This is a genomic window from Pseudomonas shirazensis, from assembly GCF_014268785.2.
Classification (GTDB): domain Bacteria; phylum Pseudomonadota; class Gammaproteobacteria; order Pseudomonadales; family Pseudomonadaceae; genus Aquipseudomonas; species Aquipseudomonas shirazensis.
In genome coordinates this window covers 1,058,589-1,081,605 of record NZ_JABWRD020000001.1, presented here as the reverse complement: position 1 = coordinate 1,081,605, position 23,017 = coordinate 1,058,589, and the positions used below count along the sequence as shown (strand labels likewise).

At 61.5% G+C, this 23,017-nt stretch carries 22 protein-coding genes and 3 pseudogenes; 17 read left to right on the top strand and 8 right to left on the bottom strand.

The window, feature by feature from the left end:
* Positions 1-9 precede the first annotated feature (9 nt).
* Positions 10-1,845, top strand: coding sequence for an asparagine synthase (glutamine-hydrolyzing) (asnB, locus tag HU736_RS04695; RefSeq protein ID WP_186698057.1), 1,836 nt, complete (start codon positions 10-12; stop codon positions 1,843-1,845).
* Here the strand turns inward: asnB and HU736_RS04690 are convergent.
* On the bottom strand, positions 1,834-2,805 hold the full coding sequence (locus tag HU736_RS04690) for a LysR substrate-binding domain-containing protein (protein WP_186698059.1): 972 nt from the start codon (positions 2,803-2,805) through the stop codon (positions 1,834-1,836). The two genes, asnB and HU736_RS04690, sit on opposite strands and share 12 nt — an antisense overlap.
* Before the next feature lie 267 nt (positions 2,806-3,072).
* Between HU736_RS04690 and HU736_RS21755 the strand changes: the two are divergent.
* Positions 3,073-3,669: pseudogene (locus HU736_RS21755) on the top strand (SDR family NAD(P)-dependent oxidoreductase); the annotation flags it as partial.
* Between the two features lie 63 nt (positions 3,670-3,732).
* Complete coding sequence (locus HU736_RS21750) at positions 3,733-4,785, top strand: SMP-30/gluconolactonase/LRE family protein (protein WP_225913016.1); 1,053 nt, start codon at positions 3,733-3,735, stop codon at positions 4,783-4,785.
* Here HU736_RS21750 and HU736_RS04680 read toward each other — a convergent pair.
* Complete coding sequence (locus tag HU736_RS04680) at positions 4,775-5,725, bottom strand: site-specific integrase (RefSeq protein WP_186698063.1); 951 nt, start codon at positions 5,723-5,725, stop codon at positions 4,775-4,777. The two genes, HU736_RS21750 and HU736_RS04680, sit on opposite strands and share 11 nt — an antisense overlap.
* A 91-nt stretch (positions 5,726-5,816) precedes the next feature.
* Positions 5,817-8,141 (bottom strand): putative bifunctional diguanylate cyclase/phosphodiesterase, encoded by a 2,325-nt coding sequence (locus HU736_RS04675; protein ID WP_186698065.1) that lies wholly within the window; start codon positions 8,139-8,141, stop codon positions 5,817-5,819.
* Positions 8,142-8,434: 293 nt separating this feature from the next.
* Between HU736_RS04675 and HU736_RS04670 the strand changes: the two genes are divergently transcribed.
* Both HU736_RS04670 and HU736_RS04665 read left to right on the top strand, forming a co-directional pair.
* Positions 8,435-9,421 carry a DNA-binding protein gene (locus tag HU736_RS04670; protein ID WP_186698068.1) on the top strand — a complete coding sequence of 329 codons (987 nt, stop codon included), beginning with the start codon at positions 8,435-8,437 and terminating at the stop codon, positions 9,419-9,421.
* Positions 9,422-9,480: 59 nt separating this feature from the next.
* Positions 9,481-9,657, top strand: coding sequence for a DUF6021 family protein (locus HU736_RS04665; protein WP_181003798.1), 177 nt, complete (start codon positions 9,481-9,483; stop codon positions 9,655-9,657).
* A 79-nt stretch (positions 9,658-9,736) separates the two neighbouring features.
* Here the strand turns inward: HU736_RS04665 and HU736_RS04660 are convergent, their stop codons facing one another.
* The gene (locus HU736_RS04660; protein ID WP_101319470.1) at positions 9,737-9,988 is read right to left on the bottom strand and encodes a hypothetical protein; all 252 of its coding nucleotides are present in this window, start codon (positions 9,986-9,988) and stop codon (positions 9,737-9,739) included.
* A gap of 25 nt (positions 9,989-10,013) precedes the next feature.
* Positions 10,014-10,514 (bottom strand): DUF4142 domain-containing protein, encoded by a 501-nt coding sequence (locus tag HU736_RS04655; RefSeq protein WP_186698070.1) that lies wholly within the window; start codon positions 10,512-10,514, stop codon positions 10,014-10,016.
* A 166-nt stretch (positions 10,515-10,680) separates the two neighbouring features.
* On the opposite strand from HU736_RS04655, the gene HU736_RS04650 reads away from it, so the two are divergent.
* The 3 genes from HU736_RS04650 to HU736_RS04640 are packed head-to-tail and all read left to right on the top strand — an operon-like array spanning position 10,681 to position 13,305.
* The gene (locus HU736_RS04650) at positions 10,681-10,923 is read left to right on the top strand and encodes a hypothetical protein (RefSeq protein ID WP_101319466.1); all 243 of its coding nucleotides are present in this window, start codon (positions 10,681-10,683) and stop codon (positions 10,921-10,923) included.
* Positions 10,920-11,714 carry an exodeoxyribonuclease III gene (gene xth, locus HU736_RS04645; RefSeq protein WP_103437330.1) on the top strand — a complete coding sequence of 265 codons (795 nt, stop codon included), beginning with the start codon at positions 10,920-10,922 and terminating at the stop codon, positions 11,712-11,714. Before HU736_RS04650 ends, xth begins: the two co-directional genes overlap by 4 nt.
* A gap of 37 nt (positions 11,715-11,751) precedes the next feature.
* Complete coding sequence (locus HU736_RS04640) at positions 11,752-13,305, top strand: sensor domain-containing diguanylate cyclase (RefSeq protein WP_186698072.1); 1,554 nt, start codon at positions 11,752-11,754, stop codon at positions 13,303-13,305.
* 31 nt (positions 13,306-13,336) lie between these two features.
* Here HU736_RS04640 and HU736_RS04635 read toward each other — a convergent pair.
* Positions 13,337-13,564 (bottom strand): annotated as a pseudogene (locus HU736_RS04635) (hypothetical protein); the annotation flags it as partial.
* 95 nt (positions 13,565-13,659) lie between these two features.
* Here HU736_RS04635 and HU736_RS04630 point away from each other — a divergent pair.
* Positions 13,660-14,133, top strand: coding sequence for a sterol desaturase family protein (locus tag HU736_RS04630; protein ID WP_186698074.1), 474 nt, complete (start codon positions 13,660-13,662; stop codon positions 14,131-14,133).
* 5 nt (positions 14,134-14,138) lie between these two features.
* On the opposite strand, the gene HU736_RS04625 is transcribed toward HU736_RS04630, so the two are convergent.
* Positions 14,139-15,044, bottom strand: coding sequence for a bile acid:sodium symporter family protein (locus tag HU736_RS04625; protein WP_186698077.1), 906 nt, complete (start codon positions 15,042-15,044; stop codon positions 14,139-14,141).
* 192 nt (positions 15,045-15,236) lie between these two features.
* Between HU736_RS04625 and HU736_RS04620 the strand changes: the two genes are divergently transcribed.
* The 8 genes and pseudogenes from HU736_RS04620 (at position 15,237) to HU736_RS04585 (ending at position 22,447) form a co-directional block, all read left to right on the top strand.
* Positions 15,237-16,115 carry a Dyp-type peroxidase gene (locus HU736_RS04620; protein WP_103437327.1) on the top strand — a complete coding sequence of 293 codons (879 nt, stop codon included), beginning with the start codon at positions 15,237-15,239 and terminating at the stop codon, positions 16,113-16,115.
* Positions 16,116-16,215: 100 nt separating this feature from the next.
* On the top strand, positions 16,216-17,124 hold the full coding sequence (locus HU736_RS04615) for an aldo/keto reductase (RefSeq protein ID WP_186698079.1): 909 nt from the start codon (positions 16,216-16,218) through the stop codon (positions 17,122-17,124).
* Positions 17,125-17,128: 4 nt separating this feature from the next.
* The gene (locus HU736_RS04610; RefSeq protein WP_186698081.1) at positions 17,129-18,424 is read left to right on the top strand and encodes an NTP/NDP exchange transporter; all 1,296 of its coding nucleotides are present in this window, start codon (positions 17,129-17,131) and stop codon (positions 18,422-18,424) included.
* Between the two features lie 176 nt (positions 18,425-18,600).
* A pseudogene (locus HU736_RS04605) lies at positions 18,601-18,720 on the top strand (KGG domain-containing protein); the annotation flags it as partial.
* Between the two features lie 55 nt (positions 18,721-18,775).
* The gene (locus HU736_RS04600; protein ID WP_186698084.1) at positions 18,776-18,979 is read left to right on the top strand and encodes a hypothetical protein; all 204 of its coding nucleotides are present in this window, start codon (positions 18,776-18,778) and stop codon (positions 18,977-18,979) included.
* Positions 18,980-18,997: 18 nt separating this feature from the next.
* Positions 18,998-20,338 (top strand): iron-containing redox enzyme family protein, encoded by a 1,341-nt coding sequence (locus HU736_RS04595; RefSeq protein ID WP_186698086.1) that lies wholly within the window; start codon positions 18,998-19,000, stop codon positions 20,336-20,338.
* Positions 20,338-21,291 carry a methyltransferase gene (locus tag HU736_RS04590; protein WP_186698518.1) on the top strand — a complete coding sequence of 318 codons (954 nt, stop codon included), beginning with the start codon at positions 20,338-20,340 and terminating at the stop codon, positions 21,289-21,291. The genes HU736_RS04595 and HU736_RS04590 overlap by 1 nt, the downstream gene beginning before the upstream one ends.
* A gap of 4 nt (positions 21,292-21,295) precedes the next feature.
* Positions 21,296-22,447, top strand: coding sequence for a carboxylate-amine ligase (locus HU736_RS04585; protein WP_186698088.1), 1,152 nt, complete (start codon positions 21,296-21,298; stop codon positions 22,445-22,447).
* Between the two features lie 11 nt (positions 22,448-22,458).
* Here the strand turns inward: HU736_RS04585 and HU736_RS04580 are convergent, their stop codons facing one another.
* The gene (locus HU736_RS04580; RefSeq protein ID WP_181106284.1) at positions 22,459-22,962 is read right to left on the bottom strand and encodes a CinA family protein; all 504 of its coding nucleotides are present in this window, start codon (positions 22,960-22,962) and stop codon (positions 22,459-22,461) included.
* Positions 22,963-23,017: the final 55 nt, after the last annotated feature.

Sequence of the window (23,017 nt, the reverse complement as noted above, 5' to 3'; positions counted from 1 at the left end):
GCGGCAACCATGTGTGGAATTACAGGCTGGGTCGACTTCAGTCGCGACCTGGAGCAACACGCGCCGCTGCTGGCGGCAATGACCGCCACCCTGGCCCTGCGCGGCCCGGACGCCAGCGGCAGCTGGCGCCACCGGCATGCCTTGCTCGGCCACCGGCGGTTGGCGATCATCGACCTTGCTGGCGGCGTACAACCGATGACTTACCGCTTCGGCAATGGCCAGCAAGTGGCGCTGGTGTATACCGGCGAGGTCTACAACCACAACGAATTGCGCGAGCGGCTGCGTCTGGCCGGGCATCAGTTCCAGACCCGCAGCGACACCGAAGTGGTGCTGCATGCGTACCTGGAATGGGGTGAGCATTGCAGCGAGCAGCTGTCGGGGATGTTCGCCTTTGCCGTGTTCGACGAGCGGGACGGGCACTTCCTGCTGGTACGCGATCGCCTCGGGGTCAAGCCGCTGTACTACGCCGAACATGGCCAGGGCCTGCTGTTCGGCTCGGAGATCAAGGCGATTCTGGCCCATCCGGATTTCAGCAAACGGCTCGACGTGGTGGGGCTGGTCGATGCCCTGAGCTTGTCGCGGGGCAGCTCGCGCACGGCGCTGCGCGGCATTCGTGAGCTGCCACCGGGGCATCGGCTATCGTGGCGGCCGAACGGCCAGGTCAAGCTCAAGCGCTATTGGCAGTTGCAACGACGTGAGCATCAAGACGACCTGCAAAGCACCATTGAGCGCACCCGCGAACTGGTGGGTAAAGCGCTGGGCGAGCAGCTGTATGCCGACGTACCGGTATGCTCGTTGCTGTCCGGCGGGCTTGACTCGACCATTCTCACAGCGATGGCCCAGCGCAAGTTGCAAGCCGAACAGGGCGGTACGGTCAATTCGTTCTCGGTGGATTTCGTCGGCCAGGCCGAGCAGTTCCAGGCCGATGCCTTCCGCCCGGAGCGCGACGAGCCGTATGCCCTGGCCGCCGCCGCGCATATCGGCAGCCAGCACCAGACCATCCTGATCGACAACTGCGAGCTGGTTGCCGATCAGGCGAGGCAGGCGGTGTACCTGGCCAATGATTCAGCGGCGACCTTTGGCGATGTCGATACCTCGCTGTATCTGCTGTTCAAAGCCATCCGTGGCCACTCGACGGTGGCCATCTCAGGCGAGGCCGCGGACGAGGTGTTTGGCGGTTATGCCTGGTGTCGCGATCCGCAGGCCATCGCTGCGGCGCGGATGCCTTGGTTGTCACGGATGCAACTGCTGCAGGCAGAACTGATAAACCCGGACTTCAACCGCCACTGCGATTTTGCCGGCTATCAGGACAGCGCCTATCACCAGGCACTGGATCAAGTGCAGCATCTGCCGGGCGACGACGCTGTCGAGCGGCGCATGCGCGAGATCAGCCACCTGCACCTGCACCACTGGCTGCCGATCCTGCTCGACCGCAAGGACCGCTTGAGCATGGCCGCCAGCCTCGAGGTGCGTGTGCCGTATACCGATCATGAGCTGGTCGAGTACGTGCACAACGTGCCGTGGTCGATAAAAGGTCGAGGAGGCGAGGAAAAGTGGCTGCTCAAACAGGCGACGGCTGATCTACTGCCACCGGCCGTACTGGCGCGCAAGAAAAGCCCTTATCCGACCTCGGCAAACCTGGCCTACGAGCGCTTTCTGCGCGAGCGCACCCGGCAGCTGCTGGCAACGGCCGACAGCCCGGCGTTCGCGGTCATCGATCGAGCTCAGCTGATCACGCAACTGGATCACGCCGAGGGCTATTTCAACTCGCAGCTGCGCCGTAACAACCTGGAAACAGCACTGGCGCTGGATACCTGGCTGCGGCACAACCAGCTATCGGTGTAGGTCGCGCTTGAGGATGCTTTCCTGGGCCGCGAGGTCGAGGAGGGTGTCGCTGAAGCGCTTGGGTGCGCCGAGGTCGAGCATCGAAATGAAACTGCCCAGCGCCGGCGAGGCGTTCTGGTTGCTCCAGTTCATGTACAGGCCCATGCTGGCGTTGGGCTGATCGCCAATGGGCTTGATCGGGCGGAACAGGACCCGATCACGCAGCGTCGAGTTGGCGATCGATTCAGGCACCAGGGCCACACCGAAGCCACAGGCCACCAAGCCGATCAAGGTGTGGATCTGCGACGCTTCCTGTACCACCTTGGGATAGAAGCCTGCCGACTCGCACAGCGCCATCAGCTGGCTGTAGTAGCCATTACCCAATGCCTGCGGGGTGAATACGAAGTCTTCTTCGGCGAATTCGCGCAGGTCGACGTTGGCGTGACGAGCCTTTTCGTGATGGGCCGGCAAGGCCATCACGATCTGTTCATTGAGAATCAGGCGTGATTCGATGATATCTGGCGGCAGTGGCAGCTTGCGCATGAAGGCGATGTCGGCTTCGCCGGCCAACAAGGCGGCGGCCTGGGACGCCGACGGCATTTCACGAATGGTCAGGCGCACGTTCGGGTAGCTTTCGCGAAAGCGCCGCAGCGAGTTCAGCAGCGACTCGTAGTAGGCAATCGAAATGGCCGTGATGGTCAGCTTGCCGCACACGCCCTCGGAGACATTGCGGGCGTACTCGATGCCTTGCTCGAGTTCCTTGAGGGTGCGATAAGCGGTTTCCAGAAATGCCATGCCAGCGGCGGTCAGCTTGACCCCACGCTTGTTGCGCAGAAACAGGCTGAAGCCGAGTTTGTCCTCGAGGCGGTTGATCGCTTGGCTCAAAGGCGGCTGCGCCATGTGCAGACGAATAGCTGCCTTGTGAAAGTGCAACTCCTCAGCCACGGCGATGAACTGCCTGAGCAAACGGGTCTCGATCATTCTACTTTCCTTCATCGAGGCGAACGGGTGCAGGGGCGTGGGCTCGCAGGCCCTCTGCAAGCGCGCCATCATAATGTGTGCTTGGGCGGCGCAGAAGCCTGGACGCCAGTACTGGCGCTATCTATATGAGTAACCCGGCCGGGCGGAGCCATCCGCTTGCAGGGTCCCGGTGATATCTATTAGATATCAAGGTTGCATGCTTTTAGTATTAAGTCATTGATTTTTTTATTGTTATCGTTTGTGGATGAGAATCGGGGGGATTCGTCGATGCCATTCACAAATAAAGTCGCGATTATTACCGGTGCAGGCCAGGGGCTTGGCCTGGATTATGCCAAGGCACTGCTGGCTCAGGGCGCACGGGTAGTGATCAGTGACCTGGGCACCGATCGCGCCGGCGAAGGCGAAGATCAGGCACTGGTAACTGAAGCGTTGCAGGCTCTCAAGGCCCAGGGTGGCGAGGCGGTTGCGCACATTGGCCGCCTGGACGATGAGGCCGGCTGCCAGCAGTTGATCGACCTTGCCATCGAGCAGTTCGGCCAACTCGACATCCTGATTCACAACGCCGGCTGGGTCGGCTATCAGGACATCGAAGAGCAAGAGGAGGCGTTTCTCGAGCGTGCGCTGGGCATCAGCGTGCATGCGCCGGTGTGGCTGGCCAAGCACGCCTGGAAGCACCTCAAGCGCTCGGCGGCGCCGCGGGTGGTCCTGACCACCTCTGATCGCGCTATGTACCAGCGCTATGCCCAGCCTGGGCTAGTGGCTTATGCCGCAGGCAAGATGGCCCAGGTCGGGATCATGAATGCGCTGAGCATGGAAGGCCTGGCCCACGGCATCCTGGTCAATGCGATTTCGCCTGTGGCCAAGACCCGCATGTGGGGAGTGAGCCAGCCCAGTGAGGACCTCAAGCCTGGATGGGTGACCCCAGGCCTGCTCTACCTGGCCAGTGAACTGTGCCGCGACACCGGCTACATCCTGCGCGCCAGCAACGGCCAGTTCACCGCTACACGCTTCTGCGAGAACAGCGGCGTCAGCTATCCTCGCGATCTGGCCCGGGTAGAAGCCGCCAGCCTCAGCGAAGTCGCCGAGCGCTGGAGTCGCATCAAGGAATGCCATTACGCGCCAGTCAAAGTCGCCCGTACCCGTGCCGACCTTGGTGAAAGCCCGGTCTGGGATGCGCACAGCGGCTTACTCTATTTCGTCGATATTTCCGGCGGCCGCATCAACCGGCTGACGCCGCAGGGCGATGTCGAACGGGTTTACGAATCCGCTGCGAAAATTGGCGCTCTGGCCCTGACCGACCAAGGCAATCTGATCTTCACCGAGGATGCCAGTGCTGCGCTGCTGGACCTTGGCGAAGGCAAGGTGCGTCAGTATTCGGCGCCCGTGCATCACCGCTCCAGCTACCGCTTCAACGACGGCGCCTGTGATCCCCAAGGCTATTTTGTAACCGGTTTGATGGACGAAGGCCCGAGCGGCAAGACCGGCGCACTGTACCGCTTCGATCACGAAATGCATGCCGAAGTGATCCATCGCGAGATGTCCTTGCCCAACGGTTTGGCGTGGTCGCAAGACGGCCAGACGCTATTCTTCGTCGATTCGGTGGCGCGTTCGATCTACCGTGCTGATTATCTCGCCGGTGGCGTGCTGGGCGAGATCAGCCTGTTTGCCGAAACCCCGGCCGAGCTGGGTCGCCCGGATGGCATTGCGCTAGATAAGGAAGGCGGCATCTGGATGTGCCAGTTCAACGGCAGCTGCCTGCTGCGTTATGACCGCCACGGTCACCTCAGCGACCAGGTGGTAATGCCGGTGCCGCGGCCGACCAGCTGCTGCTTTGGCGGCCCGGAGCTGGACACGCTGTACATCACCACCGCCCGCTTTGGCATGACCCCGGCGCAGCTGCTCGACTATCCGGATGCAGGTGACCTGTACATGATCCGCCCGGAAGTGGCGGGGATTGCCCGCCATCCGTTCAAGGAATGAGCAAGCGCTCCTGAGCAATGGGCAGGACTGCCAGATCGCCAAAGCGCTGCGCTGCATCGATGTAGCGCAGCGCGGATTTGGCGTCCTTCCAGCCGATATAACTCATCAACGACTTCAACTCCCAGCCATTGGCTGTGGCCCAGGTGGCGAAACCGCGTCGCAATGAGTGGCCGCTATACAGTGAGGCGGGCACCCCGGTGCGTTCGAGCATGCCACGCAGCACGGCAATCAGGCTGTTGCTGTTCAGTGGCGCCTGGCCCAGGTTGCCCCAGCGATCGAGCTTGCGAAACACCGGGCCATGGGCAATGCCCGCCACTTCCAGCCATTGCAGGTACGCCGTCACCGGGCACAACGCTTTCAGCGCCGGGGTGCGGTGCTGTACGCCAAGTGCCTCGCGGTCGCCTTTGCTGCGCGGCAGGTACAGGGTAAGGCCGACACCGGCCTGGGCCTGAATATGCTCGACGCGCAGGCGTGCCAACTCATCGCCGCGCAAGCCACGCCAAAAACCGAGCAGTAGCAAGGCCGCATCCCGGCGCGCACGTAACAAGCCGGGCATGTCATTTCGTTCACGCGCCAGCTGCGCTTCTTGTTCAAAGCGTGCGACAGCGGTCTGCAGATGTTGCAGCAACAGCGGCGCGGCCTGTTTGGCCGGCGCCGGGTGCAAGGTGCGTATGCCGCGCAGGACCTGCCGCACCAAGGGTGCCTTGGTCGGATCGGGAAAGCCCTGACTGATATGCCATTGGCTCAGGGCCGCCAGGCGTAGGCGCAGCGTACTGACCGCGTGCTGTTCAGCGTGCTCGACCAGGTAGCGGGCGATACTGTCGGCGGTGGCCGGCAGAAAACCGCCCCAGCGCACCTCGAAATGCTCGACGGCGGCCTGGTAACTGCGCCGGGTATTGTCACGCGTGGCGGCGCGGACGTAGCGCTCGATGTCGGTCATGGGGGCAGGATTGTGGTGAACTGAAGCCCACACAATAAACCAGCCGCAGGCTGCTGACCAACGTGGGGGCTGGTCAAGCGTCAGTACAGCCTCAGTGCTCCAGGCAGAGCTGCTCTTCGATGGCCTTGAAGGGCGCATACTCGTGAAGTTGCGTAGGCGATAACGGCCGACTGAAGTGGTAGCCCTGGGCGATGTCGCAGCCGGCGAGCTTCAGGCAGACCACCTGTTCGCGGGTTTCGACGCCCTCGGCAACTACCTCCAGGCCCAGGCGTTTGGCCAGGATGATGGTCGAGGACACGATCGGGCTGTCATCGTAGCTGTTGCATAGCGGCGCGATCAGTGCCCGGTCAATCTTCAACTTGCTCAGGGGCAGCGCGTGCAGATGGGCGAAGCCGGCGTAACCACTGCCGAAGTCGTCCAGGCTGATGCCGATACCCGCGGCGCGCAGGCGCTGCAGGTGATCGACCGCAGTGCCTTCCGGATCGAGCACGGTGGTCTCGGTAATCTCCAGTTCCAGGCGCTGCGCAGCGATGCCGAGCTGGTCCAGCTCATTCAACAATCGTTCGCTGAAATCGGCCTGGCGCAGCTGCAGCGCCGAGACGTTGACGGCGATCCGTGTGTGCGGATCGCGTGCGGTCCAGCTGGCCAGTTCCTCACAGGCCATGCGCAGCACCTCCCAACCCAGCGCGACGATGAAGCCGCTGCGCTCGGCGAGGCCGATGAAGCGGTCAGGGTAGAGCAGGCCGAATTCTGGGTGATCCCAGCGCACCAGGGCCTCGTAACCCACCACCTGCAGGTTGTCGAGCCGGATCTGCGGCTGGAAATGCAAAACGAACTGACGCTCGGCCAGGGCACTGCCAAACGCCTGCTCAAGGTTGAACGCGTGAAGGTCGCTAACGTTCAGCGACGGGTCGAAAAAGCGATACTGAGCGCGCCCCGCCTGCTTGGCCGAGTACATGGCGGCGTCGGCGTTGCGGATCAGCGCGTCGATGTCCTGGCCGTCGCGCGGGCAGATGCTGACGCCGACGCTGGGGCTGGTATTGACCTCCTGGCCATCCAGCGCGTAGGTGGCCGAAAGCTTTTCGACCAGAGCGCGCACCCAGTTGTCGAGCTGGTCTTCACTGCGCTCGCCAGCGAGCAGCACGACGAACTCGTCACCGCCGAAGCGCGAAGCCTCGTCGCCGTCTTCCAGCATGCGCTGAATGCGCCCGGCCACGGCCTGCAACAGCAGGTCGCCGATGCGGTGGCCGAGCGAGTCGTTGATTGACTTGAAGCGGTCCATATCAATGAACAGGATCGCCTTCAAACGGCGTTTGCCGCGCTGGCGGGTCAGCGTTTTGCTGGCTACTTCGACGAACTGGCGACGGTTATGCAGGCCGCTGAGGTGATCGGTTGCCGCTGCGTGGCTGCTGCGCCGATGGGCCTCTTCGAGGCGCTCGATCAGTTCCTGGTTGACCTGCTGCGCCTGCTCCAGGGCGCTGAACGCCTCCTGGCGCTTGCTCAGTAAACGCAGGCTCCAGGCCAGGCTGGCGAGGATCATGATGGTCATGCACAGGTTCAGCCAGAACTGGCGGGCGAAGTTGGCTGTGCTCGGGTTGAGGATTTCTTCGTGGCGTTGACTGACAACAACGCTGAAACCACGATCTGCGGCTCGCCGATACAAGCTCTGATAGGTGCCATCCGCGGCGAATTGAGTGAGGCTGCCGGCGTCTGCGCCAGTGGCTGGCGGCACCGGTAGCAGCGCCTCGCCGGTCACCACCACGCCGCTGCCATCGATACGCAGGCGCTCCTGGCCGTCATCCTGCAGCAAGCGCATGAAGCCACTGGCGCCCAGATCGATGTGCTGGAACAGCAGCGCGAGGTAGCCGATGTCCAGATGCACCAACAGTACGCTGTCGATCTGGCGCCCAGGCAGGTTGGACAGGGGCACTAGAAACGGCACGGGTCGCTCCGACGTGTCGCTGGCATTGGGCAGCGCTTGTGCCAGGAAGGGTTTCAAGCCGTAGCGCGCCACATGGGTTTTCAGTTGGTCGAGCCACTCACTGGGCAGGCGTTGCGGTTCGTCAGCATCACTGGAAAAGACCCGTGCGCCGTTGCTGTCGTAAAGGCTCATGCGTTTAAGCAGCGGGTCTGCGGCCAGGATCTTCACCAGGCTGAGGCGATCCTGAGCCGGCTTCGTCACGTCTTGCAGAGTGCTGCGACCCACAGCCTGAGCACGATCAACCAACTGGCGCAGGCTCTGTGCGACAACGCTGGCCAGGTTCAGATGTTCGGCGGCCTTGGCCGCAAGCGCCTCTTGGTGCGCAGCATTCTTCTGGGTTGCATGCAGCCCCCAGAGAAAGGTGAGAGTGACTGCGCACAGCATCAGTAGAAGCAGCGGCAGGAGCTTTGCAGAGGAGGGGGTTAGGCGGATCACTGCTGTTCGTTTCCCGGCCTTGAGTAGTCCCCTGAAAATACGACAGTTGAATGACAGCCTTATGACTAGTGGCGATTTGCTACTCAGGGCTGTACACCCTGCAAAACTACGATTTCGACTGTTTGTACAGCTCGGCTGTGTCCACTCACTGAGCAGCGCAGATTAAACGCCCTCACATGCGATAAGCCGTGATTATTGAATGTTAGCAACGGCTTGTTAAAGCCCGTCGGTAGGTAGATAATTAATATGTAATTACATAGTACGTACCACATTACGAAATCGTAGGAGCAGACATGGCCCGGGGCGGAATCAACAAGGCGTTAGTGCAGCAGGCGCGGCAGGCCTTGATTGCCCGTGGCGAGCGCCCGAGCATTGATGCGGTACGTATCGAAATGGGTAATACCGGCTCCAAGACCACCATTCACCGTTATTTGAAGGAACTTGAGAGCGAGCATCCGGCGGCGACCCAATTGGCTGCCGGTAACCTGAGTGAGCCTTTGGCGCGGCTCGTCGAACAACTGGCGGATCAGTTGCGAGAGGAGAGCGATGCGCGCATCGAAGCAGCTGAAAGCGAGTTCACCGAGCAGCGTGATCAGCTCCAGGCTCAGCTGAGCATCGCCCAGCAGGCACTCGCTGCGGCGCAGCAGCAAATCCAGATTCAGACCAATGCCCTGCAGGCCGAGTCGGAAAAGCTCGCGTCCACCCAGAGCACGTTGCAAACCGAACAGTTGCGCAGCGCCAGCCTCAATCAGGCGCTTGGCGAGCAGCAGCTGCGCCTGGCCGATAAGGATGAGCAGATCACTTCGCTTGAGGACAAGCATCGCCACGCTCGCGACGCACTTGAACACTACCGCACCGCCAGCCGCGAGCAGCGTGAGCAGGAGCAGCGCCGGCACGAGGGGCAGGTACAGCAGTTGCAGGTAGAGCTGCGCCAGTTGCAGCAGAGCTTGATCGTCAGGCAGGAAGAGGCCACTCGCCTTCATCGCGACAACGAGCGTTTGCAGGCAGAGGCTCGCCAGGCCGCCGCTGAACTCAAGGTCATCAATGATCAGTTGGAGCAGCGCGACGCCCAGGTGCAGGGTTTGCGCACGATTCTGGCACAGGCGCAGGGGGCCAGCGACGAAGTGCGCCGCCAGCTGGAAGGGCAAACGCAGCAACTGGAGCAGAAGCGCGAACTTTGCGCCGAGCAGGCCCGCCAGCTCGATTTTCTAAAGGCAGAGCTGGTCAGCCGCAGCGATGCTCTGGCCAGTTTGCAGCGCGGTGATGTGGGCGCGGATTAATAAATCAAACTTTACCGCTGTGCAGGGTTCTTCCATAGACATTCATGGGAGATCTGCGCATGTCCAACGAGAAAAGCCACGAGCACGAGCACCCGAATAGGGGCCCGCACTCTTCAGATGAGGCCACTGAAAATAACGACCTGGGTTTTGATCCGGACTCGCCAGACCTGGACGATCCGCAGGTAGACCCACAGGGCCCAGCAGTTCCGCCGCGCGATATCGAGAAGAAGCACTAAGGCAGGAATTCAAGAAGGGAAGCTCGCGCCTTGGCGGCGCGAGCTGCTCCTGCACAAGGTGCAGGAGCGAACGAGTCGATTAGGCTTCGACCCGTTTGGCGGCTTCGACGCCGGCGCTGGACAGTTTGATCGGATACTGCACGCTGATCTGATGCTCGGCATCAACCTCAACGCTACCATCATGGATCAAGCCGTCGTCCTGCAGCGTCTTGAGCATACCGGCCACGACTTTCTCGCCGCGATAGTTATCCAGCACTTCCTTGCCCAGGCCTTGCGGGTGCGCGTGCAAGAGGCGGGTTAGAACTTCATCACGAAGTGGGTCGTTACTCATAAATACTTAGCCTCGCCAATTCGGGTTACTTGTCGTATTTAGTCTGCAGCTGTTTGGCATGCTCCAGGTGCTTCTCCAGTGCCGGCAGGGTCTCGCCAGCGAAGGCTTTCAGGTCTGGCTTGTCGCCTGAAGCAGCCTCTTTCTTGAACAGCTCGACGGCTTTTTCGTGCGCAGCGACCTGGTTGTTCACATACGACTTGTCGAACGACTCGTCACGCCATTCAAGGATGACTTTCTTGACCTTGTCGGTCATCGCGGCCTCGTCAGGCACGCTGATGTCATGCTTTTTGGCGATGTCGCCGAGCTTCTGATTAGCCTTGGTATGGTCTGCGACCATCTGCTGGGCAAAGGTCTTGATGTCGGCGCTCTGGGTTTTTTCCAGAGCCAGATTGCTGGTCACGACTTCAGCGATGCCGGACTCGGCAGCTGCGTCAACGAAGTCGTCGGAGCTTGCCGCCATTGCATGCAAAGAGGCCATGCCCAGGGCGACGGACAGTCCGATTCGTTTCAGGAACAGATTGTTCATTTCTCACACCTTTGCGTTGGCGCGACGTCAATGTCGCCTAAGGTTGAGCATTGGCATGCAGCAAAGGTTTAATTTTTTTGTTGTCGTTGTGCCGCTGGCGCACTAATGGGAACGATGCGCGGCGAGCAGGGTTCAGACATTCAAAGGTTCAGGCAGGAGTAAACGCATGAGCATTGAACGCAGCATTCCCGAACTGGCGGCCTGGTACGCGCAATATGATGACGTCAGCTACCGGCGCGAGTCGCCCGACGCCTATCACCACGAGTTGATCCGCACGGCTGAAGCCTTGCGCGATGACGGCGGGCTGGACTGGGACGACTGGTTGGCGCTGAAACAACTGGCCGACGAGGCCCATGTCAACGCCCTGCAGGAAGCTGTGCAGGCCCACGTCAACGACCCTGACACATGAAAGCGCTGAAGATCGCCACCTTCAATATCAACGGCATCCGCAGCCGTTTGCCGGCATTGCTCGCCTGGCTTGAGCGGGAGCAGCCGGATATTGCCTGCTTGCAGGAGCTGAAGGCGCCAGATCAGACGTTTCCGTTGCAGGCCATCGAAGCAGCAGGCTACAGCTGCCTGTTTCAGGGGCAGCCGTCGTGGAACGGCGTGGCGATTCTGGCCCGCGGCGCCGAGCCGCTGGAGGTGCGCCGCGGCTTGCCAGGCATGGAACATGATCCGCAGAGCCGATACCTCGAGGCCGCTGTCCACGGCGTGCTGGTGGCGTGCCTGTATCTGCCCAATGGCAATCCGCAGCCGGGACCAAAGTTCGATTACAAACTGGAGTGGTTCGAGCGCCTGATCGAACATGCCCAGGGGCTGCTCGACAGCGGCCACCCAACTGTGCTCGCCGGCGACTTCAACGTGGTACCCACCGACAAGGACATCTATGACCCGCGTTCATGGCGCAAGGATGCCTTGCTCCAGCCCGAATCCCGGGCCTGCTACCAACGCCTGCTGGATCAGGGCTGGACGGATGCGTTGCGGCATCTGTACCCGGATGAGCAGGTGTTTACCTTCTGGGATTACTTTCGCAAGCATTGGGAACGCAATGCCGGGCTGCGCATCGACCACCTGTTGCTCAATGCCGAGCTGGTGCCGTATCTGAAAAACGCGGGCGTCGATGCCTGGGTCCGTAATGAGCCCAAGGCCAGTGACCACGCGCCGACCTGGATCGAACTGGGTACGCGCAAACATCGCTGATCTATAGTCAAAGGCCAAGCGAGCGTAAGGGATTTGCATGCCTTTTACCCATAAGCCTGATGAGCACGGCCTTTTCGCTGCCAGCAGTGAAGGCCGCGCCGTGGCGATGTTTCGCCTGGTGTTGGCGTTCATGGCCGTGGTCATGCTGGTATTCGTCGCGACCGAGGCCTGGCGGATCTGGCGTGACTATCGCGCAGCCTTCATCTTTGCTGAAAACTCGGTGGTCAACCTCGCCAGAGCCAGTGCTCAGCACGCCGAGGACTCGATACGGCAGGTCGATGCGATTACCGCCGCATTGGCTGAACGCCTCGAGGGCGATGGCTTCACCAACCTCGATCGGCCGCGGCTGCACGCCCTCTTGCGCCAACAAGTACAAATAATGCCACAGTTGCATGGCCTGTTCGTGTACGGCGCGGATGGCACTTGGCTGGCAACCGATCATACGGTCACAGCGCCGAAGGCCAACAATGCCGACCGCGACTACTTCATCTATCACCGTGAGCATACGGGCCGGCAGATCAGGATCGGCTCGGTGGTCAAGAGCCGCTCTACCGAAGAATTGATCATCCCCATTTCGCGCCGTCTGAATTATCCCGATGGCAGCTTTGCCGGGGTGCTGTTGGGCACGATCAAGGTCGACTGGTTCGTGCGTTACTACGGCGACTTCAAGATCGACCAGAGCGGCGCGCTGGTGCTGGCCAAGCGCGACGGTACGATTCTGGTGCGCAGGCCGTTTGTCAAGCAGGTGCTGGGCAGCAGCCTGGCAGACAGCGAAGTGTTTCGCAACTACCTGCCGTATGCCAACGAGGGCATGGTCGAGACTGTAGCGGTGGTTGACGGCACACCCAGGCTGTATGCCTACCGTGGGCTGACCAGTTACCCGTTGGTGGTGCAGGCCGGCCTGTCGCGCGATGCGATTCTGGCGGCATGGCGCCAGGATGTGATCAAGTCGATCGGCGTGTTGTTGATATTGTTGATCGGGCTTTCGCTGTTCGGTTGGGTGGTGCTGCGTCAGCTACGTGAGCGCATTGTCATCGAACGCGCCTTGCACCAGGCGCACCAGACGCTCAAGGACCTGGCGCTGACCGACAGCCTGACCGGGCTCGGCAACCGGCGCCGGCTCGACGCCGTATTGGATGTCGAGATCGCCAGGGCGCGGCGGCAAGGCTATCCGGTGGCGCTGGTGATGATGGATCTGGATTTTTTCAAGGCCTATAACGACCGATATGGCCACCTGGCAGGCGACCAATGTTTGCGGCGGGTCGGGGAAGTGCTGGGGCAGGCGCTGAAGCGGCCCGCGGACCTTGCGGTGCGCTATGGCGGGGAAGAGTTCACCCTGTTGCTGCCTGACACCGATGGCCATGGGGCCGGCCTGATCGTGCAGGAGACATTGCAGCAGTTGCGCCGGTTGGCTATCGAGCACGCCGGCAGCCCGTTTGGCGTAGTGTCGGCCAGCGCCGGTATCGCGGTGGCTCATCCGGCGCAGCAACCGATCAGTTCGCAAGCGCTTGTAGCTGAAGCCGACGCCGCGCTTTACGAAGCCAAGCGCCAGGGCCGGGACCGCTATTGCATGGCCCAGGCGCAGGGCTGATCAGCGTTCAGTCAGCTGCCGACTCGCGAACTTACCAGCGCACCGCGCTCACGCCTTTTTCCAGACTCACCCGGCTGACCAGACGCTCCAGCTGAGCAGCGGCCTGAGCGTTGCCCAGTACCTGCGCGCGCACTACCAGGCTGCCCAGCGTCGCCTCGAGCAACAGACCAACGCTGCACAGCACGCCGATTGCCGCCGTGCACCATAGCGTTGCTGCGGTATACACCTGGGCGAGGGTCAGCGGCAGTAACATGACAATGGCTTCATAACGACGTTTCTCTGCGTCTGGCAGGCTGAAGCCTACAGCGGGCAGTGGTAACCTTGCTGCTTTGCCCACTCACTGCGGATTCTCCCATGCTGTTCAATCTGGCCGTCCTGCTCGGCACCCTGGTGACCATGGAAGGCGTCGGCACGCTCGCGCATAAATACATCATGCATGGCTGGGGCTGGTGGTTGCACCGCTCGCACCATCAGCCGCAGTTGGGCGTGCTGGAAACCAATGATGTCTACCTTGCGGCCCTTGCGTTGATTGCCGCAGCACTGGTAACGCTGGGCAAGGCCGGGCATGCGCCGCTGCAGTGGGTTGGCGCGGGTGTGGCAGGTTACGGCCTGCTGTATGTAGTGGCCCATGACGGGCTGTTTCACCGGCACTGGCCGCGCCGGCTGCGGCCGGTCAACCGCTACCTGAAGCGGCTGCACCGCGCGCATCGGTTGCATCACGCAGTCAAGGGACGCGAGGGTTGCGTGTCGTTTGGCTTCTTCTATGCGCCGCCCCTGCGCGTGCTCAGGCGTCAATTGTGTGAGCGCAGCAAAACTGCGCTCAAATAACCGTTTCAGTCGCCGACCGTTCCGCGGCGTCCTTCGCTAACCCCTTCAGCCTGGTGGCCACGGCTGACCCACCAGCCAAAGCCCGCGGCGGTAAAGAACATGATCAGGCTGTAGATGGCCGCCGGCACCGCCATGGTGGGGTTGTTAAGTAGTGACGGGCTCAGCGCCAAGGCAATCGCCAGGGTGCCGTTGTGGATGCCGATTTCCATGCCGATCGCGATCGCCTGGCGCTTGGGGATGTTCAGCAGGCGCGGCAGGTAGTAGCCGACCCCCAGGCTCAGCAGGTTGAACAACAATGCCGCCGCCCCCACCACTGGCGCGTACTCAAGCACCGTCTGCCAATCCTTGGTCAGCGCCAGAACGATGGTGAAGGCCAGGAACAAGGCCGCCACCAATTTCATCGGCTTCTCCATGCGCCCGGCAAAGGTTGGCGCCCAGCGCCGGATCATCATCCCCAGCGCCACCGGCAGCAGAACGATGGCAAACACCTGCATGACCTTGGCAAATTGCAGTGGAATGACCTGATCAGAGGCCATGAACCAGCTCAGCGACAAGTTGACCAGCAGCGGCATGGTCAGGATTGCGATGAGTGAGTTGACCGCAGTGAGGGTGATATTCAGCGCGACATCACCGTGTGCCAGGTGGCTGAACAGGTTGGCGGTAGTACCGCCCGGCGAGGCTGCCAGCAGCATCAAGCCCACCGCCAGTGCCGACTCCAGGCCAAAGCCATTGGCAATCAGGAAGCACACCAATGGCAGCAGCAGGATCTGGCACGCCAGGCCGATGACCACCGGTTTGGGGTACTTGGCTACCCGAGCAAAGTCAGCGAGGGTCAGCGACAGGCCAAGGCCGAGCATGATGATCCCCAAGGCGATCGGCAGCATGGCGGTGAGCAAAGGTGAGGCGGTCATGGCGGCAGTCTCGAACAATGGATTGCGAGCAGTGTAGGTGGCTTTTGATGAGAGGTAATCGCAATACGCCATGCCTTGGTAAAGTTTTGTTAACGGATCCATGGCAATCAGCCTGCGCTGTGCGATCTGGCCGCGTTGCGGTCGAGCCATCAGCGCAGTAGGATTCGCGCTTTTGCCGAGGATTCGCCCGTCATGCCGTTCCAGCAAGGTCTGCTTGCCACCCCGGTGCCGGTTCATGCCCGTCACCTGTTTTTTACCCTGCACAGCGCGCAAGCCCTGCCTGGCGTACTCGATGCGCTGCTCGCCGAAGTCGACGGGCGCAGCCTGATTGCTGGCGTCGGCCTGCCAATGGCGACCGCGCTGGGCCGGGCAATTCCGGGTTTGCAGGCGTTTCCTGAGCTCGATGCAGTGGTACACAACCCAAGCACCCAGCACGCGCTGTGGCTGTGGCTGCGTGGCGAAGAACGTGGTGACCTGTATCTGCGCAGCCAGGCGCTGATCGCTCAGCTGGCGCCGGCGCTGCACTTGGTCGACAGCATCGACGGCTTCCTGCACCAGGGCGGTCGAGACCTTACCGGTTACGAAGATGGCACTGAAAATCCAAGTGACGACGCTGCGGTCGAGGCTGCCATCGTCGCCGACGCTGAGCCCGGCCTGGCGGGTTCGAGCTACGCAGCGTTCCAGTTGTGGAAGCATGACCTCGGCTACTTCAAGTCGCTGCCCCAGGCCGAGCAGGACGACATCATTGGCCGCCGGCTTGAAGATAACGAAGAGCTCGACGATGCGCCGGAATCGGCGCACGTCAAACGTACTGCCCAGGAAAGCTACGCGCCGGAAGCGTTCATGGTGCGTCGTTCGGTGTCGTGGGCTGACGACCGCGGCGCAGGCCTGGCGTTTGTCGCGCTTGGCCGTTCGTTCGACGCTTTCGATGTCCAGCTGCGGCGCATGAGCGGCCTGGAAGACGGCGTGGTGGATGCCCTCTATCGCTTCAGCCGGCCGTTGACTGGCGGTTATTACTGGTGCCCGCCGATGACTGAACAGGGGCTGGACCTGCGTCTGCTGCTCGGCTGACCCTGGCCAAGCGGCCAAACATCCAGATACAGAATGCCCCGACAGCTTGCGCCATCACGGCTAGCCTTGAAAGTTTCCGGTTTATGACAGGGGCTTTTCCATGTATGCGCGTCGTGATGTCCTACTCACTGGTGCAGCATTGGGCTTGCTGGCCAGCAGCCCCTGGTTGCTGGCAGCTTCCGCCGACAGCTTGCTGACCCGCAAGGTGCCCGGCACTGGCGAGGCGCTGCCGGTGATTGGCGCCGGCACCTCTGGCAGCTTCGAAGTGGAAGCAGGGAGTGCCGAGTATCAGCGGCTCCAGCAGGTTCTGCAGGCGTTCTTTGCTGGCGGCGGGCGAATCATCGACACCTCGCCCAATTACGGCGGTGCCGATGCCATTCTGGGCCAGTTACTGGAGCAGGGCGGCTGGCATCGCCGGTGCTTCCTTGCGACCAAAATTGCCGCTGACAGCAAGGCCGCTGCCGAGGCGCAGTGGGCGGGCACCTTGCGCAGCCTGCGCACCGATCGGGTTGACCTATTGCAGATCCACAACCTGCGCGACTGGCAGCGGCAGCTGCCTTATGCCCGTGAACTGAAGGCGCAGGGCAAGACCCGCTATGTCGGCATCACTCATTACCTGTCCAGCAGTCATGAACAGGTCGCGCAGATCGTGCGCAAGGAGCCGCTGGATTTCGTCCAGATCAATTACTCGGTAAATGCGCCCGAGGCCGCTCGCCAATTGTTGCCGTTGTGCCAGGACAAGGGCGTTGCGGTGCTGATCAATCGTGCCTTTGACGATGGCCGCCTGTTTGCCCGGGTCAAGGACATGGCCTTGCCAGACTGGGCGGCACAGGTAGGCGCAAGCAGTTGGGCGCAGCTGTTTCTGAAGTTCGCCATCAGCCACCCGGCCGTGACGGCGGTGATCCCCGCCACCGGCCGCCCCGATCGCCAGATCGACCAGCTCAAAGCCGGCCAAGGTCAGTTGCTGAGCGAGGCGCAACAGCGCGCGCTGATTAAACTGTTTGGCTAGGCTCATGAGCCATTGGCGTGAGCGGCTGGGCAACAGCCTGAACCTGCAACCTGGCGAAGGGCCGGCAGTGGCCGCCGGCCTGGTGATGTTCTTTCTGCTGTTTACCGGCTATTTCATGCTGCGCCCGGTGCGCGAAACCATGGGCATCGCCGGCGGCATCGACAATCTGCAGTGGCTGTTCACCGGCACCTTCATCGCCACGCTGATGTGCCTGCCGCTGTTTGGCTGGCTGGCATCGCGGGTCAAACGCAAGCGCATTCTGCCGTGGACCTACGGCTTCTTTGTCAGCAACCTGATGTTGTTTGCGGGGCTGTTTGCCGTCGACCAACAGGCGCTGTGGACAGCCCGTGCGTTCTACATCTGGTTATCTGTGTTCAATCTGCTGGCGATTTCCCTGGCCTGGAGCGTGCTGGCGGACCTATTTTCCACAGAACAGGGCAAGCGCCTGTTCGGTTTGCTTGCTGCCGGAGCCAGCGCAGGTGGTTTGGCTGGGCCAGTGCTGGGAACCTTGCTGGTCGCACCCTTGGGCCACAGCGGATTGCTGTTATTGGCCAGCCTGCTGCTGCTCGGCAGCATCGCCGCGAGCGCTTACCTGCTGCACTGGCGTTCGCAGCATCCTCTGGAGCTGACTGCTGAACTGCCGCCGAACAAGCCGCTGGGTGGCAATCCATTTGCCGGGGCGACGGCAGTCTTGCGTTCGCCCTATCTGCTGGGCATTGCCCTGTTCGTGGTGCTGCTTGCCAGTGTCAGCACCTTTTTGTACTTCGAACAGGCCCGCATTGTTAGTGAAACCTTCACTGATCGGACTCAGCAGACGCAGGTGTTCGGTCTTATCGACAGCGTGGTGCAAGCGCTGGCGATCCTCACCCAGCTGTTTATCACTGGCAGGCTCGCGCGGCGGTTGGGTGTCGGCGTGCTGCTGATTGGCGTACCGCTGCTGATGGCCCTGGGCTTTGTCTGGCTGGCCCTGGCGCCGACCTTTGCCGTGTTTGTAGGGGTGATGGTGATACGCCGTGCTGGCGAGTACGCACTGGTGCGGCCCGGTCGCGAGATGCTTTTTACGGTGCTACCGGCCGAAGCCAAGTACAAGGCCAAGAGCTTTATCGACACTGTGGTCTATCGCGGTGGCGACGCCTTGAGTGGTTGGCTCAAGCGCGGCCTGGACCTCCTCGGCGAGCATCCGCAGCTGGCGATGCTGATCGGCGCAGCTCTTGCCTTGAGCTGGGCCGGGGTCGGCGGCTGGCTAGGACGTCGGCAACGCCAGCTCGAGCAACCTGCCCAAGCGTTGCGCGCTAAATAACGCCTGATCGGGCTTTTAATGCCATTGGTCCGAACTTTTCGGAAATAAAGCGAATCCGCTGTTATCGCGGCACTCCCAGCTATGTGCGGCTCATCACCGTGCATTCCAGTAGCTACGAGAGGTTACGCACCATGGACAAGAAAGACACCAACAAGACCGGTAGCCAGGGTGGAACGAAAAACCCGGGCAACTTCGCTAATGATCGCGAAAAAGCTTCTGAAGCCGGCCGTAAGGGCGGACAGAAGTCAGGTGGTGGTGAGTCCAGTGATTCCGGCCGCAAGGGCGGACGTTCGTAAGTGAAATGACGCCGCGCCGGTCCCGCCGGCGCGGCGTTGCTGAAGGAGACAGATCATGCGCCCACGGTCTATAGCACCTACCGTTTGCCTGCTCGGCAGCCTGGCAGTACTGACCGGCTGTTTCGACCGCGACGACAGCCACCCAGCCAAAGATGCCGATGAAAGCAAGCCCTCACTGCAGATGCAGCAGCACCAGACACCCGCTCCACAACCCGCGCCAGGGCCAGAGCCCATGCCGCAGGACAACAACAACCAATAAGTGCACGAGGAATGAGTCATGACGGTGATGACCCGCAAGGCCGCCCCCATGGTTCCGGCCTTGACCACGGAAGACAGCTTCGAACAGCGCTACCAGGCACTCCTGCACGGCCACAGCGTCGACAGCGCGCAATGGCTTGCCAGGCAGCTCAAGCGCGCCGAGCAACTGGCGGATGATCTGCCAGCTTCGCCTGCTCAGCTGAGCGGCTGGGCGGTTCGCCACAGTGCTCAGGTGGCTGCGGAGTTCGCGACTTACCTGACCCAGCGCCGCGAAGGCGGGCCACGCCGTTATTTTGCCAACCGCGCCCAGGCACTGTGGTACATCCAGCAAGTGGCCCCGACCAAAGCGGTCGATGGTGCCTGGCTGCATGGCTTTTTGCAGCACTGGCGGGACCCTCGCTATCACGGCCTTATCCGTACCTTTTTAGAAGAGCTGGGTGACGGTGATCCGCGTTGCAACCACGTACTGATCTATCAGCGCCTGCTCAGCCGCCTTGGCTGCCTGGAGCTGCTGCCACTTGTCGATGAGCGTTATCTGCAAGGTTCCGTTCAACTGGCCCTGGGCGCGCACGGCGATGCCTTCGAGGCCGAGGCTATTGGCTACAACTTGGGCTATGAGCAACCGCCGCTGCACCTGTTGATCACCACCTATGAACTGGCAGAACTGGGCATCGACGGCCACTACTTCCAGCTGCACGTCACCATCGACAATGCTGCAACCGGCCACGCGCACAAATCGATTCAGGCACTGCTGCAATTGCTGCCGGAAAGCGACGCCGGGGCCTACTACCAACGGGTTCGTCAGGGTTATCGGCTGAACGAGCTCGGTGAATCTGCCACCGCGCTTATCGCCAGCTTCGATCTTGAACAGGAACTGATCAGCTCGCTGGAACGCAAGCGCCTGTTCGGCCAGTTCATGCATTCCGACCATTGCCGCCTGCAGGGCCGCACCATCAATCAATGGCTGGCTGAACCAGACGGCATGGCCGGCTTCCTCGATGCGCTGCAAGCGCAAAAGTGGGTTGTGCGCGGACAGGACCCGGCCGAGAGCCGCTTCTGGCGCGTCATGGAGGGCCCCACTGCACCTATGTTCGGCGTGTTCAGCGCTTATGAAAAGCAGCTGTGGTACGACTGGATCAGCGCTGATTGGCAAGGCCCAAGAATCCGCCGCGTTGCCCCCGGAAGCTGGGAGACTGGGCTGCAGCTTGACGCGCCAAGCAGTGTGCAGAAGCATTCGACCGCACCGTTGGAAACGCTCATCGCCCGTATGGCAGGTAACCGGCATGCCTTGCCGACGGGGTTGGAAGCTACCCGAGCGTTTATTCGCGCTACCGGTCTTATCCAGGAGAACGCTCATTGATTCCAGCCAGCGAAGAACAGATTCAGGCTGACGAGGCCTTGTTGCAATTAGGCAAGCGCCTGCGTGCTGACGGCTATAGGTTTACCTGCGTCAGCCCAGCCACTCATGCGCGTAACAATGCGCGACCTGAGGCCCAGCGCGCTTGCACACTGCGCGACGTTTTTGGCTGGAGCAGGCCATTTGCTGCGGGGCTTTTGTCGGCGGACCAACTGCAGCAGCTGGCCGAGGCTCAGGTATTGGACGAGCACGGCGAGTCGCTGCGCAGCAAGGTGCGCTGGTCGACTCTGGAAGATCTGCTCCTGGTGCATTCTGCCTATCCGACCGAGGCCAGCGATGCAGTATTCTTCGGCCCGGACAGTTACCGATTTGCCCAGGTCATCCACGAGCATCTGCAGCGCTGCACAACGCCCGTGGAGCATGCAGTAGATATTGGCTGCGGCAGCGGGGTTGGCGCGCTGCTGATCGCCAGGGCTGCCCAGCACGCTCAGGTCAGTGCGGTGGATATCAACCCGCTGGCGCTGCGTTACACCACAGTTAATGCCGCCCTGGCAGGGTTGACCAATGTTTCAGTGCAGCGCAGCAATATTCTCGACGGTGTCACTGGCACGTTCGACCTGATCGTCGCCAATCCCCCCTACATGCTCGACACCCAGCAGCGCCAGTATCGCCACGGCGGCGGCTCACTAGGCGCGCAGTTGTCATTACAGATCATCGAACAAGGCTGTGAGCGCCTCGGCCCGGGGGGCACGCTGCTGCTGTATACCGGAGTGGCCATGATCGACGGCCGTGACCCATTGCTTGAAGCGGCACGTGCGCTTTTGGCCGGGCCACGCTGGAGTTGGGTCTACCGCGAGCTTGATCCGGATGTGTTCGGCGAACAGTTGAGTGAACCAGGTTATGAGCAGGTCGAGCGGATTGCAGCAGTTGCGTTAAGCGTTACCCGAATCGGATGAGCGTATGTTCAAGCCTTGTACCTTCGGCATCGAAGAAGAATACCTGCTGGTAGAAACAGCCACCGGCAAGGTGCTGGCTACACCTTCGCCAGTGGTGGGTAATCTGTGCCGCGAAGTCATGGGGCAGTATTTCGCCGAAGAAATGTTCCGCTGCCAGATCGAAGTCGCCTCGCCGATATTCGATCACGTGCGCCAGGCCCAGCAGTTTTTCGGTGATAGCCGCCAGCGCCTGAACGAAGCGTTGGCCGAGGAGGGCGCTGCCCTCTATTGTGCTGGCAGTCACCCCAGCGCGCAGTGGCAACGCCAGCGTCCGAGGACCACCCCGCGATACTGGCAATTATTCGATGATTACCAGCACGTGGCGCGGCGTAGTCTGCTCTCGGGGCTGCATGTGCATGTCGGCGTGCCACCTGGCTGCGATCGCATTCAGCTGATCAACCAAGTGGTGTACTGGTTGCCGATGTTCCTGCTGCTGAGCAGTTCTTCACCGCTGTGGAGCGGGGAGAACACTGGCTACATGAGCTACCGCCGGGCGATTTGCGGCGAGTGGCCACATATGGGCCTGCCAGAGCCGCTGGCAGACTGGACTGCGTATCAACGCTATCGCGGGTTGCTGCAGCGGACCGGCTCGCTGGCTAGCGATGGCGCATTCTGGTGGGCGCTGCGGCCATCCCAGCGCTTTGCCACCGTGGAACTGCGTATCAGCGATGGTTGCCCTCGGCTGGAAGATGCGCTGTGCATTGCGGGTTTGTTTCGCCATCTGGTGGAGTGTTGCGTCATGCCTCATTACGCTCCGGCGCCGGCCAGTCGCGAAACTCACTGGATTACCCAAGAGAACTACTGGCGGGCTATGCGTCATGGTCGCCATGGGCAGTTCATCGGGCTTGAACAGCAACAGCCGGTATCCGCGTTTGGTTGGCTGGCGCAGCTACGCGGGCAGCACCCGCCTGACTCGGTCGATGCCGAACGGGCATTCATGCAGGCGCAGCGCATTTTGACTGAAGGCACCAGTGCTGATCGACAGCTGGAATGCCTCGAACATGCGAGATTGGCCGGGCGAGATAAACGCCAGGGGCTGCGCGAGGTGGTTGAAATGGTCGTTGCAGAAGGTCAAGGCGCCTGGCCGATCAGTAACCTCAACCTTACTCAGCCCTGAGCCGATCTGGATCAAGCCCGCTCACCGCGTAACCAGCGTTGGTGGTAATGGCTCAAGCGTGTCAATCCATACAGCGCGCCCTGTTGCAGCACCTCGGTGCGAGTTCCGAAAAAGCGTTGGGTTCGGGTGAAAACCGCCAGCGGCTCGCCGGCGAAGGCCCAGGCAAAGCATAGTGTTCCCGGCGCTATACCGTCGGCACTCTCTGGCCCGGCAACTCCGGTGGTGGCGATTGCAACGGTAGCGGTGCTGTCGCGCAGGGCACCCATCGCCATTTCCCAAGCTACCGCCTCACTGGTCAATCCATAGCGCTCGATGGTGATATCGCTCACCCCCAGCAGGCGTTTTTTCGCTTCAGGCGAGTACACCACATAGCCGCTCTCGAGCACCTCGCCGGTGCCTGGGCTTTCGGCCAGCAACGCAACCATGCGCCCTGCGGTGCAGGACTCGGCAGTGGTCAGCAGCAGGTGTTGCTGCTTCAGATAATCGAGTACAGCCTGGACTTGAGCTTGCGGCATGACGGGGCACCTTGAGTGTCTTTTGCGATTGACGCTTGGACCTGATGATTGGTTC